Source organism: Legionella sp. JM-2024 (assembly GCF_055389095.1).
On record NZ_AP039388.1, the window covers coordinates 3,261,328 to 3,278,044 of the forward strand.

The window sequence follows — 16,717 nt, forward strand, 5'->3', positions numbered from 1 at the left end:
GTCATTAAGAGACATTATTATCTAATATTTCCTTTATTTTCGCTATAATATCTGTATTAAAACTCTTTTTTTGCGAATCATAAAATAATGCCCCATCCCAATGCCTGAGCCAGGTTAATTGCCGTTTAGCCAATTGCCTTGTTGCTGCAATACCTTTTGCCCGCATGGTTTCATAATCATAATGCCCTCGTAGATACTCCAGAATTTGCCTATAGCCTACACAACGCATGGAAGGCAAATTGATTTGCACATGCCATTTTTCTTGTAATTGTTGAACTTCTTCGATGAAACCATCTAAAAGCATTGAATCAAAGCGTTTTTCAATACGTTCATGCAGCCAGACTCTGTGTTCGGGGAAAAGAGCAAAGTTAATAAAATAATAGTCAGGCCGATCAATGTGTTCTGTCAGATAAGTGGATAATGGTGAGCCAGTCAAGTAATACACTTCCAGGGCTCGTTGAATTCTTTGTGTATCATGAGTATGAATACGAGCAGCAGCAACCGGGTCTATCTGGCTTAGCTTTTGATGAAGGAAATTCCAACCATGTGACGAAGCCTCCTCTTCCAGCTGCTTACGAATCGTCTCATCCGCTTCAGGCAAAACAGCCAGGCCCTTTTGCAATGCATTAAAATACATCATAGTTCCCCCTGCCAACAAAGGGATGTTGCCTCTCTGAATTATTGCCTCACACAAAGACAAGGCATCAGTACAAAATTGAGCTGCGGAATAGGATTCGACTGGATCTTTAATATCGATTAAAAAATGAGGGGCTGCCTCTAACTCTTGGGCTGAAGGTTTTGCTGTGCCAATATTCATATCCCTGTAAATCATTGCAGAATCAACACTAATAATTTCAAAAGGGAAATGAGTCACCAACTCACACGCCAAGCCAGTTTTTCCTGAAGCGGTTGGCCCCATCAAACAAAACACCATATTATTCATGCAATAACATCCGACAATCATTAATAGTTAACGCTTTACATATATTTTTTTGTTGGCCTTTCTTAGAAGACAGCTCAAATATCAATTGATCCATCTCAATTCGTTCTTCAACTGTTAATTGTTTAAGATCAAAAACTTGTGAACAACTGACCAATTCCAACAATTTATCAGTCTGAAAGGACTCTAAATCCTGAAGAGAGGCCAGAAAAAGACGGATATCTAAATAAGGTGCTCCCAAAGGAATACTGCGGATTAACAAGTCACCCGCCTTTGAATACTCAATTTGTATCCCTACTTGAGCTAACCCATGACTTAAGTCGTCTAAATTGCGCTTCCATTTTTCAGATAAAGGATAGTGGAGAGGGATCAGTAAAGGCCTGTGCTCCAAAGGCAATACCTTGCTAATTAATTGTTTTTGTATCCACTTTTGGAAAACAGCTATAGCATCCACAAGATAGGGTTGTTGACTGATAAATACTAAAACAAACTTCTCATTCAATACAATCCAGGATGTTTCTATTTCAGAGGAGCTTACAGAGCTTGGCCTACTCCAAGAATCCTGGGTCTTATTGGTTTTGATAGGTTGTAATGAGTTCTCATTAACAAATAAATTGCTTCGAAATCTATTAGAACCCGTATCATTTTGATAAATGGCAGGTTCAGAAACAACCTTCGTCTGTTCATTTCTAGAAACAGTTGCATATTCATATTCTCCTGATTGAGGGTTAACAGGCTCTGAATGCAATGCTTTAGTTAATTGAGAAATAAAAAAATCGTGTACCAAACGTGGTTGCTGAAATCTTACTTCATGCTTTGTAGGATGAACATTAACATCCACTTCAGAACTAGGTAGTGAAAAATACAATAAACAAACCGGGAATCTGCCTGGATACAGTAATCCATCGTAAGACTGCTTTAACGCATGCTGAAGCAACTTATCTTTAACCATTCTTTGATTAACATAAATCCACTGCCTATCGTTTTGACTGCGTTGCAAATTCCGTCCACTGATCCAACCATAAAGACTCATACCTCCTTGTGCCACTTCAAGAAATATTGATTCTTTCATGAAGGTACTACCAAGAATTCGATTCATGCGAATTTCTTTTGCTTGTTCGCTCAAGGCTGGCGGTAAAGAAAAAATCGGTTTTTGATTATGCTTAAGTGTTAATCCAATCATTGGTGCACTTAATGCAAAGCGTTTAACAACCATTTCAATGGCCTGAAACTCTAGTTTTTCACCTTTTAAAAATCGCTTGCGCACTGCGGCATTATAAAACAAATCTGAAACATCGATGGTAGTTCCAATAGTTCGTGCGCAAGGAGAAAGCGTTATATCAGATCCCTCAACTCGCAGCATCATTGCGTTTTCCTGCCCTTCCGGCTTGGAAATAATAGTAACTTTAGCTACTGAAGCAATACTTGCCAATGCCTCTCCTCTAAAACCCATACTATTAATGGCATACAAATCATTGAGAGTTCTAATTTTACTCGTGGCATGAGCGGTGATAGCCAAAGGCAAGTCGTCACTAACTATTCCTGAACCATTATCGCTAACTGTAATCTGAAGAAGTCCCCCATAATTGACCTCGACAGTAATGACACTCGCTCCTGCATCTAAAGAATTTTCCAACAATTCCTTAACCACTGAAGCAGGCCTTTCAATAACCTCTCCAGCTGCTATCTGATTGGCTATTGCTGGTGGTAGTTGATGTATTCTCATGACCATGTGCTGGGTATCACCAATTTTTGCCCAGGCATCAGTCTTACTCTACTGTTCAGATGATTAATAGATTGTAATGCGCTGACAGATACTCGATATCGAGCAGCAATTCCAGGAAGAGTCTCACCTCTTTTAACTATATGAAGATTAGAGGAAGTCATTGCCTCGATTCGTGTCCCATGAGGTGGATGATCCCAAAAATAGCCTTTTAGCCCTTGAAATATCGCCTGACTTAACCGCTCCTGATAGGCAGGATTAGTCAAATTCCTTTCCTCTCGAGGATTTGATATAAACCCTGTTTCAACTAATATAGAAGGAATATCGGGAGATTTTAGAACAACAAAACGCGCTTGTTCCACTTTGATGTTGTGCAAGGTAGTGAAATTATCCAATTGTCCTAATACTTTCCCGCCCATTTCCAAACCGGCATTTATAGTGGCAGTTTGAGATAAATCAATCAAAACCGAGCGCACAACTCCATTGCTATCATCCAATTCTCCTAAATTCACCCCGCCCAATTCGGAGTAATTCTCTTTTTCAGCTAGCCAGCGAGCAGCCTCACTAGTAGCTCCTCTTTGTGATAAGGCAAATACTGAAGCGCCATTAGAATGAGGATTATTAAATGCATCCGCATGAATAGAAATAAATACATCTCCATTGTATTTTCTGGCAATATTTAGTCGCTGCCTAAGTCCAACATAATAATCGCCTGAACGCGTCAAGACGGCACGCATACCTGGTTGCCTGTCTATTAGTCGTTTTAATTTTAAAGTAATGGCTAACACCACATCCTTTTCGTTGCTACGTCTCGGGCCTCTCGCACCCGGATCTTTACCTCCATGTCCTGCATCCAATACAACCACTACATCACGCAAAGGCTTATTCGAAGGATTATGCGGCACTTGAATAGGAGTTGTATGTGCTATTCTATGTTCTGATGGCTGGCCAAGTACTTTTGTTTGGTTCTGGGGAGAAGGATATTTAATGGAATTGTCTGATTTATTATGGCTATTTATAATCGGAGGACCATCACTAACAAGATCAATTCTAATCCCATTAAACCCTCCTTGAGGTTTCCATGGAGAAGAACTTACTTTGACGGGTTGCTGAACATCCATAACAAGTCTAAGAGTATTCTGGACAGGAGTACCACTTCTCACTTGTTGAATAAGTGAATTGATTAAATTTAATTGGTTTATATTCACATTTAAATGGGTATCGCTTAAATCCAAAACCACTCGATTAGGATTCCTTAAAATAAACAGTTTATGGGTAAATGGCCCTTGTATAGTAAAATAAAGAGATGTGATACCCGATTGCTGCGACACAGAAATATTTTTTAATTGTGCAGCCAACACAGCAAAAGAACTTAATAGATACAATATTAGACTTAACACCCATGCTCGCTTGATCATGATTCACCCTAGGCAAGCCAAAATTCTTTTACCGGCTACACTTAATGCGGACATTTGCATTAGGCGCCCAGTACCTTTCATTATTAAGTTAAACCGAATATCGACCGGAGGCAATGTTTTTCCAGCATGCTCTGGCCATTCGATACAACAAACACTCTGTTTGGAAAAATAGTCTCTAAACCCCAAGTAATCTAATTCCTCCTCTTGATGAATACGATACAAATCAAAGTGATGAATATGTAATTTATTGCATACATAACTCTCAACTAATGAAAAAGTCGGGCTCTTAATGGCAGAATCCACCCCTAATGATTTGAGCATGGCCCGAATAATAGTGGTTTTTCCAGTTCCTATATCTCCACTAAATGTGATCACCATAGGTGCTGTTATACAATACGCCAATTTTTTTGCAAATTGTTCACTAGCCTGCTCATTTGCCAAATCCAAGATTATTAATTTATCACCATCATCAATTGTCATATTAAGAACACTTTATAATGAACCTGTTTAGAAAAAGGATTATTCATTTTTAAATAAATACAGAGGGTATTTTTGCAAACACTTAATCCCTCTACAAGGGCTAACATAGTAGAAAAGAATTTGTCATCCCCATAAATACGAGGGTCCATCCTTAGAGACACACCACACTCCAATTTGTGATAGATTTCTACACTCGACCTTTTTCGAAACACTGCTGTATTGGTCAATTATTGAAATTGTGACAGCTCTCGAATCCTCATGTACTTATAATATGTACACTTAGATTTTACGCGCTGGCACCTTCCAACACTTGACTCGCTGCAGCGAATTTCGAAAGAGATCCATTCCCGGAAATCACAACTTCTTAGGGAGTAGTAGCAAAGCAATTCTGAACAACAGCTTTTCAAAATTTAATTAACAATTTTTATTGATTAACAATCAACTAACAAAGATCACTAAAATGGTTTTACCCCATTTACGATTAGGAATTTGAGCCTCACACTATCTGCAATTCAAAATATCAGGGATATAATCCAGTAAATCACTTGCCAATAATCCAACCTCGCCTAACTTTTCAGCAGCTTTATCTCCTGCAACAGCATGAACCCAAACACCCAATTTTGCTGCATCTGACAAGGAAAAGCCTTGGGCACAAAAAGCGGCAATAATACCACTTAAAATATCTCCCATACCTGCTGTGGCCATTCCGGGATTGCCTTTAGGGCAAACAAAAATATTTCTTTCGGCCGTTTGAACAATTGTTCCTACCCCTTTCAACACTACAACACCACCATATTGCTGCTGTAGATTGGACGCAGCATGGTACCTATCCATTTGAACGTCTCTTACTGAACACGCAAGCAAACTGCTAGCCTCACCGGGATGAGGCGTTAAAATCCAATTATCATCCATTTGAGGATGTTGAGCGAGCAATCGCAACGCAGAAGCATCAATAATCATTGGTAACTGTGATGTGATTGCAGCTAAAAATAAGCTCTTGGCCCAATCACTATCTCCCAACCCAGGTCCAATAACACAAACCGTAGCTTTTGCTAACAGAGGCATCAATTCTTTTGCTGTTTTAATACCCCAAATCATTGCTTCAGGAGTCAATGGCAAAGCACCTTTCACATGTTCCGGCCAAGTTGCTACACTTACAACGCCAGCTCCAGTTCTCAATGCTGCTTTTGCCGCCAAACTTACTGCCCCTGGCATCCCTGGTCCTCCTCCTATTATTAAAACATGACCATAATCTCCTTTGTGAGAATTCATTTTTCTGGATGCTAGAGGTAAGGGCAAAGTGGAGTCTCTTAACAGAGAAGCATAAGGTGTTAATTTGGTTCTACAAGTCTCTAAATTTAAATGACTGCACTGTATAACACCACAATAATCTGGACCATCCAAAGTATACATGCCTGTTTTAAGGCCTATGAAGGTTATTGTGGCAGTCGCATTGACGCAAAAATTCTCAACTAATCCTGTGTCAGCATTAAGGCCAGATGGAATGTCTATCGATAAAACAGGTAATCCACTTGCATTAATTTGATGAATCGCATTAGCAATAATTCCATGAACTGGCCCTTTTATACCAATACCTAACAGAGCATCAACAATTAATTCGGCTTCACTATCCAGGGGTTCATCTGCCGATTGGCAATCTACCCCTGCTGCCAAAGCTAAGCGTGCAGCATTCCTGGCCGCAGAAGGTAAGTCTTCTAAAGATTTGCATTGATATACAGTAACAGAGAATCCTTGCTCATGAGCCAGTCTGGCCAAAACATAACCATCGCCCGCGTTATTTCCAGAGCCACAGAAGACTGCTATATGTTTTACATGAGGATAGAGTTTTTGTAAGTAAGAAAATGCCTCTGCTCCTGCCTGAGCCATGAGTGCATTCTCATCTTTTTGATACAAATTTACTGCCTGTTGCTCACAAGCTCTGATTTGTTCACAACGATATAGAGCATTTTCTAACTTGTCCACCTTTTAGCTCCAAATTAATGTGAGTTCGATATAAAAAGGATACTCTATTTTTTCTTGATATCGCCAAGTGAATGTTATCCTGTATAAAACATTGCTTTTTAGACAGGATCCAGTGCAATATAAATAAGTCCTCTACTTTACCAACTTCAAAGACGGCTTGTTTTTATTATTACCTTCAGATGGTGAAGAAGTTTTAGGTGGTGGCTCATCACCTTCTTCAATTGAAAAAGCAATCCCTCTACCATTTTCTTTTGCATAAATTTCTAATACTGCGTTTGGAACAACAAAAATTTGCTCTGTTTGCCCAGAGAAACGCGCCGTAAATACTATACGATCATTCTCCAATAATAGCCCGCGCGTCGCCGATGGAGAAATATTTAATACAATCCGGTCATGACGAACATGCTCATTTGGGACTTGCACATTAGGATATGATGCATCTACCAGGATGTAAGGAGTTAGATCATTATCTACAATCCAATCGTAGAAAGCACGAATCAAGTAAGGTCTATTTGATGTCATTGCCATAATTTATGCTGCTCTTATTTGTCTCTCAGCGTCAGTCAAACTGGTTTGGAAAGATTCACGTTTAAACACACGCTGCATGTAGGAAATTATTCCTTTAAAATTAGGGGCAATTTCCAATCCTAATTTAGGTAATCGCCACAATAAAGGAGCCAAGGCACAATCTAATAATGAAAACTCATCACTTAAAAAATACGGTTTATCTGAAAACACAGGATCCAAACTCGTTAAGCTCTCAAGTAAATTAGCCCTCGCCTGTTCAGCAGATTCGTCTTGCAATATAGAGTTCATTAAATAATACCAATCTTGTTCAATTCTATGCATCATTTTACGGGTTTCAGCACGAGCAACTGGATAAACTGGTAATAAAGGAGGATGAGGAAAGCGCTCATCTAAGTATTCCATAATAATTCGGGCTTCATATAATACAAGCTCTCTATCAATTAAAGTAGGTACAGTTCCATAAGGATTAATAGACAATAAGTCAGAGCCAGGTTCATCTTGCTTTACTGCAAGGATTTCAACATTGACACCTTTTTCTGCTAGAACGATACGAACTTGGTGACTATAAACATTATCTACATCAGAAAATAAAGACATTATGGTGCGCTTTGCAACGATTGCCATTACCTACTCCTATCAATTCATTTAAGCCTATTAAAGTGGCTTGAGATATTCTATGGTACAAAAGCAGATATTCTACCATATTTTTAATCTTCTGGGTTACTTTGTGTCAAATCTTCTTATTTTAATGCGAGTTTGACATAAAAAACCAGGTCTATTTTCTTATGTCAAACTGGGCTATTTTGAATTAGAACTCGTATAAAAATAGTGTTATTTTTACATAACGATGTCCATTAAAAAAGAAGTAAAAATAACAATCACAGTGTTTTACTTTGATCATGTAGAGGCGTTGTTCTACAATTAGAATATGTCCAATCAGAGGAGCATATCATGAGTAACAGAAAACAATCTGTCACTGGAAGAATACCTCGTAAAGTAAAAGCGTACGCATTCGAAAGTAAATTGGATAACACACCCTTTGAAAAATTTACAAGTGGGAAGGTAGAACAAAGAAGCGACAAAAGCAGTAGCTCGACTGATGAACTCTCTGACGAAAACACAAGAATAAATCGTTAGAGTTTAAAGAATTCCATTTATCTCAAAATAAATTGGACCAAAAAAGCAAAACACAATACTTAACTTCCAAGTTAAGAATTGGTTAAGCAAAAGACTAGTAGATTCCGATTATCTTAATTGTTTCCAGTAAGCTTTCTTTAGTGAATATGCTGCTACAAGGAAAATACAGAAAAACAAAATAACAAACACACCTAATTTATAACGAATCAACTTGGCAGGCTCGCCTACATAAACTAAAAAATTCACCAAGTCCCTCAACGCACTATCCAATTGGCCTTCAAACATTTCACCTCGTTTCACCAGTAATAAACGACCAGGATCAGAATGTGAATTTTTGTTTTTAACTAAAATAATTTTTCCAATCAATGGTTCTAAAACATTGGGCATAGCCACATCAGGGATTAGCAAATTATTTGTACCAAAAGGCCTTGACGGGTCGCTGTAAAAACTCTTTAGATAATTATATATCCAACTGGGACCCCTATCACGCGCGCTTAAAGACAGATCGGGAGGAACCATACCAAACCATTGTTTTGCATCCTCAGGAGACATTGCAATTTGGATAGGGTCATAAATACTAGCCTGAGTAAATATTAAATTATTTTTTAATAAATCTTCAGCAACCTGCCCATCAAAAGTAATTAAACCAAGATCCTGAGCCATGCGATTGTAACGCATGTATTTTAGGGAATGGCACCCAGAGCAATAATTCATAAATATTTTTGCCCCTCTTTGCAAACTCTCTTTGTCACTTACATCAACCGATACATGCTCCATTGGTAAATTTTCCGAAAATGCAATCTGAGTTGTTAATATGAGACATGCCAAGGTAACTAATAATCCTCTCTTTTTCATCATTTTTCACCTATTCTTGTAGGTACTGGTCGAGTTCTCTCAAAACGACTATAAATAGGCATCAAGACAAAGTAAGAAAAGTAAATAACAGTAGCAATACGTGCTAATGCCAATCTCACAGGTGTCACTGGAGTTGTACCCAAATAACCTAAAAGCAGCAAACTAATAGCAAACAAAGTGATACTTACTTTGGAATATATCCCTTTATATCTTATGGAACGAACCCTGCTTTTATCTAGCCAAGGCAAAAAGAAAAGTAATAATATAGCAGCTGCCATACATGCAACTCCTATTAATTTATCAGGAATAGCCCTTAAAATGGCGTAAAAAGGAGCCAAATACCACACTGGAGCAATATGGTCTGGAGTCACCATAGGATTAGCAGGAACAAAATTGGCATGTTCTAAAAAAAATCCGCCCATCTCAGGAGCAAAAAATACTACTGCAAAAAATAAAATTGAAAAGACGATAACACCGACAAAATCCTTTACTGTATAATAAGGGTGAAAAGGAATACCATCCAAGGGTTTACCATTTTCATCAAGCACCTTCTTAATTTCAATCCCCTCTGGGTTATTTGAGCCCACTTTATGTAAAGCCACAATATGCAAAAACACGATAATGATCATTAAAAGAGGAATACCGATGACATGTAAGGCAAAAAAGCGCTGTAAGGTTGCATTAGCAACAGAATAATCCCCTCTCAACCATACAACTAAACCTTTGCCAATATATGGTATAGCGCCAAACAAAGAAGTAATTACCTCCGCACCCCAGTAAGACATCTGTCCCCAGGGCAGTAAATAACCAAAAAATGCTTCTGCCATTAACAAAAGGTACAAAAACATACCCAACAACCAAACTAACTCTCGAGGCTTTTGGTATGAACCATAAAGTACGCCACGGAACATATGTAAATAGATAACAATAAAAAAGGCAGAAGCGCCTGTAGAATGCATATAACGCAGCAGCCAGCCAAAATTGACGTCCCGCATAATAAACTCAACGGAAGAGAATGCTTGTTCTGCATTTGGTGTATAAAACATGGTAAGCCATAAGCCAGTAATGATTTGATTAATCAAAACCATCAATGCCAGGGACCCAAAAAAATAAAGGAAATTAAAATTTTTAGGTGCATAATAATTACTAAAATGCGCTTTCCAAGTACTAACAAGAGGGAAACGTTCATCTAACCAATTGCCTAACCCATTCATGCCTTAATCCTTATTTCGCATCCTCACCTATCACAATAGTATGTTCATCTAAAAAGTGATACGGAGGTACTTCCAAATTGATTGGGGCTGGAACGCCCTTAAATACTCTGCCTGAAAGATCAAACATCGAACCATGACATGGGCAAAAAAAGCCTCCAGGCCAATCAGGGCCCAACTCACCAAGATTAGGTTTGTATTTAGGTGAACAACCTAAATGCGTGCAAATTCCTATTAAAACCAGAAACTCCGGATTAATAGAGCGGTATTGGTTTTGTGCATATTCTGGTTGTTGATCCACCAGGGAATCTGGATCTCTTAATTGAGACTCATCTTCTTTTTGTAATTGGTGAAGCATGTCTTTGGTACGTTTGATGATCCAAACTGGCTTACCACGCCATTCAATGATGGCTTGCTCACCTGGCTCCATTTTACTGACATCTACTTTAACTGGAGCACCAGCTGCTTGTGCTTTAGAGCTTGGTAACCATGAGGAGATAAAAGGAGTTAATGCGCAAGCAGCGCCTACACCACCTATAACACAAGTAGTAGTTAACAAAAATCGACGTCTCTCTTCATCTAATTGATCGTCTTGATTATTATCACTTACATCCTGATTGAGATCAGTCATTTCGCTCACTGCGTTATCATCCTGATTATAATTAATGAACTGGATTCAGTTCCCCAAATTCTATAACTCACGTTAGTTATAACAAAGAATAACAATTTTTCAAATGGTTGGATAATCTATTCTTGGAAAATAAAAAAAAGCCTCGTATAAAACGAGGCTTTATCAAAAATAATAGGATTAACGTTTGGAGTATTGGGTAGCTCGGCGTGCCTTGTGCAATCCCACTTTCTTTCTTTCCACACGTCTGGAATCACGAGTCAACAATCCACGAGCACGAAGTTTTCGACGGAAAGAATCGGGACTTGGCTCAGCTCCCTCTGCTAATCCATCCTCATCATAAGCAACTAATGCTCTGGCTATTCCCAGGCGAACAGCTCCTGCCTGACCGGATATACCACCACCTGTTACAGTAACGTAGATATCAAATTTACTAAGAAGGTCGACTGTTTCCAAGGGTTGCATGACAACCATACAGGAAGTTTCACGACAAAAATACTCCTGCAAAGTTCTATCATTTACTTTAATCTCGCCTTTTCCAGGACGTAAAAACACTCGTGCAATTGAACTTTTTCTACGGCCGGTGCCATAATATTGCTTGATTTCAGCCATTATACTTATTCCTCAATCTCAAGTTGTTTCGGTTGCTGCGCAGTATGTGGATGCTCGCTGCCAACATATACCTTCAACTTACGATACATCTCTCTACCTAATGGATTTTTTGGCAACATGCCTTTTACAGCAATCTCAATAATCTTTATAGGATTTTTTTCCTGTAATTTTTCAAAGGAAGTCGATTTGATTCCTCCAGGAAACCCGGTGTGGTGATGATACATTTTGTTTTTAAACTTACGGCCAGTCACAATAACTTTTTCCGCATTGGTAACTACAATGTAATCGCCTGTATCAACATGGGGGGTATACTCAGCTTTATGCTTGCCGCGTAAACGACGGGCAATCTCGGTTGCTAAGCGACCCAAAACTTTTTCACTTGCATCGACAACAAACCAGTCACGCTTGACTTCATTGCCTTTTGCACTAAATGTCTTCATTAAATAAACTCCGAACCGCCTCAATGGGTAATCTTTCTATCATGGACGGGCGATTTTAACCAAAACAGAAACAACCTACAAGTATAATGGATAAAAAAATATGTACAATTAATCAAATCTCAATAAAAACATCAAATTAATGACTAAATGTGAAAAATTTTATCATTATTTTGGCGTAAGTTGCCTTACGCGAAATCCATAAAATTACAAGAGACTTCCCCGGAAAATCGCTGCGGTGAGCGAAGTGCGAAGACAAGCGGGGCGCAGAACCGGAGTGTACACAACTAGTACATGAGGATTCGAGCACAGCATCGACGAAACAATTCGTCACCGCATTAGAATTTCCGGAGAAGTCTAATTCCTTTAAATGCCAATAGACATTAAAGGATTTATTTTCCCAAAATAGTTATATATCAAGTAAAAGTTGCTCGACTATCTCGCCATCAATTAAATGGCTCTTGATAATTTGCTCAATATCGGAAAAGGAGGAATAAGTATACCAAACCCCCTCAGGATAAATAACAATACAAGGACCAGAACTACATCGGCCAAGACATCCGGATTTACTAACTCGAATTTTTCCCGGGCCATGTAGATCTAATTCTAACAATTTTGCTTTCATGAAAGCAAAATATTCTTCTCCCCCAGAGTTAGCGCAGCACTGCTTTCCAGGAGCTTTCTGATTTGTACATATAAATATATGCTTGGTATAATGAGACAACAAACTACTTTCCTATTTTTTCAATTTTTGTTTTTAATTTCAAACCTGGTTTAAAGGTGACAACTCTTCTGGCTTCGACAGGAATTTCTTCACCTGTCTTTGGGTTTCTTCCCGGTCTCTGCGGTTTGTCTCTTAACGTAAAATTACCAAAACCTGATAATTTTACATGCTGACCGTTTTCAAGGGCATGGCGTAATTCTTCAAAAAAATTTTCAACCATTTCCTTGGCTATTGGCTTCGGTAATTTCAACTCATCACACAGGGTCTCTGCCATTATTGCTTTGCTCAATGCGTTCACGATTATTCCCTCAAAAGGATTGAAAATTCATTTTCCAGTTTCTTGATTATAGCACTAATTACCAAATTGATCTCAGTATCAATCAATGTCCGGGTATCGTCCTTGAGTGTCATAGATATAGCCAGGCTTTTTTTACCTTCTGGAATACCTTTACCCATATAGACATCGAACACGTCAAACGATTTTAGCCAATCTTCTTTCACTGTATTTCTGACAACACGCTCAATTTGCATTGCGCTGATTTGCCTATCAACCAAGAAAGACAAATCTCTCCTTATTTGAGGGTATTTAGAGATGGATTTATATAAAGGTGTAGTAGGATTGATTAATGATTCAAGGTTCAATTCAAACAGAATTACATCTTGCTGAAGATCAAAAGCGTCTGATAGCCGAGGATGCAATACTCCAATCCATCCAGAGTGCTTACCATTGATCACAATCTGGGCTGATTGACCGGGGTGTAAAGCATGGTGAGGCGATTGTATAAATTCAACATTATCCAACTTCAATAATGAAAATAAAGATTGGAGATCTCCTTTTAAATCATAAAAATCAAACAACCGAGTGGGTTCACTCCAATTCAAATGACCTTGATCGCCCATTAAAATTCCAGCAACACAGGGACGTTCTTTTAAACGTCCTTCTTCCAGGTCAAATACCACACCTATTTCAAAAAGTTTAACTGCAGTTTGTTGTCTATGGACGTTATAAATCATAGATGCGATTAGCCCTGGCCACATACCTGCTCGCATTTGTGATAATTCAGAAGATATCGGGTTAAGCAGTTTCATAAATTCTTTTTGTGGATAAAGCGCTTCTTGTAACTCTGGATCTACAAAGCTATAGCTTATGGTTTCATGATATCCTTTCGCACTAAACCAGGATGAAACGCGTGCTGTAATTTTTTCTTTAGCACTGGTTACTCCCGCTTGTATCGATGTATTCATTGGCTGAGCATGTAACTTATCATAGCCATACAAGCGAATAGTTTCCTCAACCAGATCGGCATCTTGTTGTAAATCTACTCGATGAGAAGGAATCGTTACTTCAAAAAAATGATTTGTTTCTTTTGTGATTACGATACCAAGCCCTTCTAAAAGTTTTTTCATCTCACTCAGAGGAATGCTTAATCCAGTTAATTTTTTAACCTTTGTTGTGTCAAATAAAAATGAAACTGTTCCTGGCAAAAACTTTTTGTCACAAGATTCTATAACTGGGCCAGGCACTCCTCCTGCAATAGATAAAACTAATTCTGTTGCTCTTTCTAATGCTTTAGTCTGCAAGCAAGGGTCTACTCCTCGCTCATATCGTTGCGATGAATCACTAAATAAACCATATTTCCTGGCGACACCTGCGATTGTAACAGGATTAAAATAAGCACTCTCCAAAAATACATTTTGAGTACTCTCTTGAACTGCGCTAGCAAGCCCCCCCATTATTCCCGCCATAGCAAGCGGCTTTTCACTATCAGCAATCACCAGAACATTTTCATTTAAGGTAATTTCTTGGCCATCTAATAACTCTAACTGTTCTGCTGAATTGCTAAATCGTACATTAATTTCGCCGCTAATTTTCGATAAATCAAAGGCATGCATAGGTTGGCCCAACTCCAGCATCACATAATTCATCACATCCACTATTGGGTGCAGAGTTCTGATTCCGCCGCGACGAAGCCGTTCGACCATCCATACAGGCGTTGTTGCTTCGGGATTTATATTTCGAATAATACGCCCACAATATCTTGGACAGGCATCAGGATTTTTCAAATTAACACTAAGAATATCGTCGATTTCCGGAGGTATTGTAGTGACTGGATGCTCTATCAAGGGCAGTTTATTGATGACGGCTACTTCCCTGGCAACACCTAAAACACTAAAACAATCGGCACGATTAGGAGTGAGATCAATGTCAAATACATGATCATCAAGAGCCAGATACTCACGTAAATCCATTCCAATTGGTGCATCATTATCCAGCTCAATTATGCCTTCTGAGTGTTCAGACAGCCCTAACTCCGTTGCTGAACATAGCATACCTTGAGATAATTCTCCTCGTAACTTCGATTCTTTAATTTGAAGATCGCCGGGCAAATGTGCGCCTATCATCGCCAAGGCAACTTTCAAACCTGGTCTTACATTCGTAGCACCACAAACAATTTTCAAAGGTTTGTCTTTATTGGCATTCACTTCACATAGAGTTAATTTATCAGCATCTGGATGAGATTTGGTACTTAAAACTTCAGCAACTATTACTTGAGTAAAGTTTCCTGCTACAGGACTTACTGCATCGACTTCCAAACCAGCCATAGTCAATTGATCAGCCAACTCTTTTTCAGTTAATGAGAAGTTAACCCATTCACGTAACCATAACTTACTTACTTTCATTTAAAGTCCTCATCTCTGTAACTGTTCACTTGACTCAATAGTTTCTAATGCTGATTTCAGCCTTATCATAAAGATAAAATGATTTACGTACTGCATTAGTGAATCATAATACGGGGGACAACCCACACCCCTTCCAGATTGACTTCGTCTGATCCGGACTGCAATGATTCGCTATATGATACAGACCAACCTGAAAAAACATAAAAAGTAAAATTCAGGACAAATTATTTTATGAATAATGTCAAAATTGTCGTAAAAAAGTTAAATCATTTTCAAATAATAGACGCAAATCATCTATGCCATAATACAACATGGCTAGCCTGTCGATACCCATACCAAAAGCCCATCCGTGATATTCATCTGGTGCTATATTAACTGCTGTTAATACATTAGGATGAACCATGCCACAACCTAATACTTCAAGCCAACCAGTAAATTTACAAGAACGACAGCCCTTACCGCTACATTGAGTACATTCTATATCCACTTCGGCAGAAGGCTCTGTAAAAGGGAAATAGGAAGGTCTGAATCTCAAGGCCAATTCTCTGCCAAAAAAGTGAGCGAAGAAATCTTGCAATAAACCTTTTAATCCAGCCAATGTAGCTTGTTTATCAATTAATAATCCTTCTACCTGGTGAAACATTGGTGTATGCGTTACATCAGAATCACAGCGATAAACTCGGCCAGGGGCAATCAGACGAAATGGAGGCTTACGCTGCTCCATTGTTCGAATTTGTACAGGAGAAGTATGAGTTCTTAGCAAACGTCCATCTCCAAAATAAAAAGTATCATGCATGGCTCGTGCTGGATGATGTCCTGGTATATTCAATGCTTCAAAATTATAAAATTCTGTTTCAACTTCAGGTCCTTCAACAATATCAAAACCTAAACGACTGAAAAAATCATTAATGATTTGCTTTACTTGAGTAACAGGATGTAAAGAACCTGTATGACGATTGCGACCAGGAAGGGTGACATCTATTTGCTCAAATGCCAATTTATCTAATAATTGCTTTTCTTTCAACTCAACCATTTTGGTTTCAATCAAAGCACTAATTCCCTGTTTTGCTTGATTGACAACTTGACCTATCTTGGGTTTTTCTTCCGCAGGCAAATTGGCAAGGTGTTTTAACATTTCTGTAAGTTTGCCCTTTTTGCCCAAAAAATCAACGCGAATTTGCTCAAGAGCAACTATATCCTTGGCTTGCTTGATTGCTTTTGAAGCTTGTTCTTGTATGGTGTCTATAAATACCAGCATAATTCTACCCACAAGTAAAAAGGAGGCCTTAGCCTCCTCAATCATTTATTTTACAGCCTATTTGTATTTAGATTGCCATTCCAAATTTCGTGTTGTAAAAG

At 38.5% G+C, this 16,717-nt stretch carries 17 protein-coding genes; 1 reads left to right on the forward strand and 16 read right to left on the reverse strand.

What is annotated here, in order from left to right:
• Window positions 1-4 precede the first annotated feature (4 nt).
• From miaA to sspA, 7 genes are all read right to left on the reverse strand, one after another.
• Window positions 5-943: a tRNA (adenosine(37)-N6)-dimethylallyltransferase MiaA gene (gene miaA / locus ACZ5EK_RS14235; RefSeq protein ID WP_464430364.1), complete on the reverse strand. Its 939-nt coding sequence runs from the start codon at window positions 941-943 to the stop codon at window positions 5-7.
• Window positions 936-2,672 (reverse strand): DNA mismatch repair endonuclease MutL, encoded by a 1,737-nt coding sequence (mutL, locus tag ACZ5EK_RS14240; protein ID WP_464430365.1) that lies wholly within the window; start codon window positions 2,670-2,672, stop codon window positions 936-938. The genes miaA and mutL overlap by 8 nt, the downstream gene beginning before the upstream one ends.
• Complete coding sequence (locus ACZ5EK_RS14245; protein WP_464430366.1) at window positions 2,663-4,081, reverse strand: N-acetylmuramoyl-L-alanine amidase; 1,419 nt, start codon at window positions 4,079-4,081, stop codon at window positions 2,663-2,665. The genes mutL and ACZ5EK_RS14245 overlap by 10 nt, the downstream gene beginning before the upstream one ends.
• A 3-nt stretch (window positions 4,082-4,084) precedes the next feature.
• Window positions 4,085-4,561: a tRNA (adenosine(37)-N6)-threonylcarbamoyltransferase complex ATPase subunit type 1 TsaE gene (tsaE, locus tag ACZ5EK_RS14250; RefSeq protein WP_464430367.1), complete on the reverse strand. Its 477-nt coding sequence runs from the start codon at window positions 4,559-4,561 to the stop codon at window positions 4,085-4,087.
• A 501-nt stretch (window positions 4,562-5,062) separates the two neighbouring features.
• Complete coding sequence (locus ACZ5EK_RS14255) at window positions 5,063-6,544, reverse strand: NAD(P)H-hydrate dehydratase (protein ID WP_464430369.1); 1,482 nt, start codon at window positions 6,542-6,544, stop codon at window positions 5,063-5,065.
• A 132-nt stretch (window positions 6,545-6,676) separates the two neighbouring features.
• A complete protein-coding gene (locus ACZ5EK_RS14260; RefSeq protein ID WP_464425414.1) occupies window positions 6,677-7,072 on the reverse strand; it encodes a ClpXP protease specificity-enhancing factor in 396 nt (131 codons plus the stop codon).
• A 3-nt stretch (window positions 7,073-7,075) separates the two neighbouring features.
• The gene (gene sspA / locus ACZ5EK_RS14265; RefSeq protein WP_464425415.1) at window positions 7,076-7,696 is read right to left on the reverse strand and encodes a stringent starvation protein SspA; all 621 of its coding nucleotides are present in this window, start codon (window positions 7,694-7,696) and stop codon (window positions 7,076-7,078) included.
• Window positions 7,697-8,023: 327 nt separating this feature from the next.
• On the opposite strand from sspA, the gene ACZ5EK_RS14270 reads away from it, so the two are divergent.
• The gene (locus ACZ5EK_RS14270) at window positions 8,024-8,209 is read left to right on the forward strand and encodes a hypothetical protein (RefSeq protein ID WP_464430370.1); all 186 of its coding nucleotides are present in this window, start codon (window positions 8,024-8,026) and stop codon (window positions 8,207-8,209) included.
• Window positions 8,210-8,317: 108 nt separating this feature from the next.
• Here ACZ5EK_RS14270 and ACZ5EK_RS14275 read toward each other — a convergent pair whose 3' ends face one another.
• From ACZ5EK_RS14275 to pheS, 9 genes are all read right to left on the reverse strand, one after another.
• Window positions 8,318-9,067 (reverse strand): cytochrome c1, encoded by a 750-nt coding sequence (locus ACZ5EK_RS14275; protein WP_464430372.1) that lies wholly within the window; start codon window positions 9,065-9,067, stop codon window positions 8,318-8,320.
• The gene (locus ACZ5EK_RS14280; RefSeq protein ID WP_464430373.1) at window positions 9,064-10,278 is read right to left on the reverse strand and encodes a cytochrome b; all 1,215 of its coding nucleotides are present in this window, start codon (window positions 10,276-10,278) and stop codon (window positions 9,064-9,066) included. Before ACZ5EK_RS14280 ends, ACZ5EK_RS14275 begins: the two co-directional genes overlap by 4 nt.
• 10 nt (window positions 10,279-10,288) lie before the next feature.
• Window positions 10,289-10,906, reverse strand: a complete 618-nt coding sequence (gene petA / locus ACZ5EK_RS14285) for a ubiquinol-cytochrome c reductase iron-sulfur subunit (protein ID WP_464430375.1) — start codon at window positions 10,904-10,906, stop codon at window positions 10,289-10,291.
• 177 nt (window positions 10,907-11,083) lie between these two features.
• Window positions 11,084-11,515 carry a 30S ribosomal protein S9 gene (gene rpsI / locus ACZ5EK_RS14290; RefSeq protein WP_464430376.1) on the reverse strand — a complete coding sequence of 144 codons (432 nt, stop codon included), beginning with the start codon at window positions 11,513-11,515 and terminating at the stop codon, window positions 11,084-11,086.
• Between the two features lie 5 nt (window positions 11,516-11,520).
• Entirely contained in the window at window positions 11,521-11,955 is a 435-nt protein-coding gene (gene rplM, locus ACZ5EK_RS14295; RefSeq protein ID WP_464425427.1) for a 50S ribosomal protein L13, read from the reverse strand.
• A 406-nt stretch (window positions 11,956-12,361) separates the two neighbouring features.
• On the reverse strand, window positions 12,362-12,679 hold the full coding sequence (locus ACZ5EK_RS14300) for a (2Fe-2S) ferredoxin domain-containing protein (RefSeq protein WP_464430378.1): 318 nt from the start codon (window positions 12,677-12,679) through the stop codon (window positions 12,362-12,364).
• Window position 12,680: 1 nt separating this feature from the next.
• A complete protein-coding gene (locus ACZ5EK_RS14305; protein WP_464430379.1) occupies window positions 12,681-12,974 on the reverse strand; it encodes an integration host factor subunit alpha in 294 nt (97 codons plus the stop codon).
• Window positions 12,975-12,976: 2 nt separating this feature from the next.
• Window positions 12,977-15,358 (reverse strand): phenylalanine--tRNA ligase subunit beta, encoded by a 2,382-nt coding sequence (pheT, locus tag ACZ5EK_RS14310; RefSeq protein WP_464430380.1) that lies wholly within the window; start codon window positions 15,356-15,358, stop codon window positions 12,977-12,979.
• A gap of 241 nt (window positions 15,359-15,599) precedes the next feature.
• Window positions 15,600-16,616: a phenylalanine--tRNA ligase subunit alpha gene (gene pheS, locus ACZ5EK_RS14315; RefSeq protein ID WP_464430383.1), complete on the reverse strand. Its 1,017-nt coding sequence runs from the start codon at window positions 16,614-16,616 to the stop codon at window positions 15,600-15,602.
• Between the last annotated feature and the right edge of the window lie 101 nt (window positions 16,617-16,717).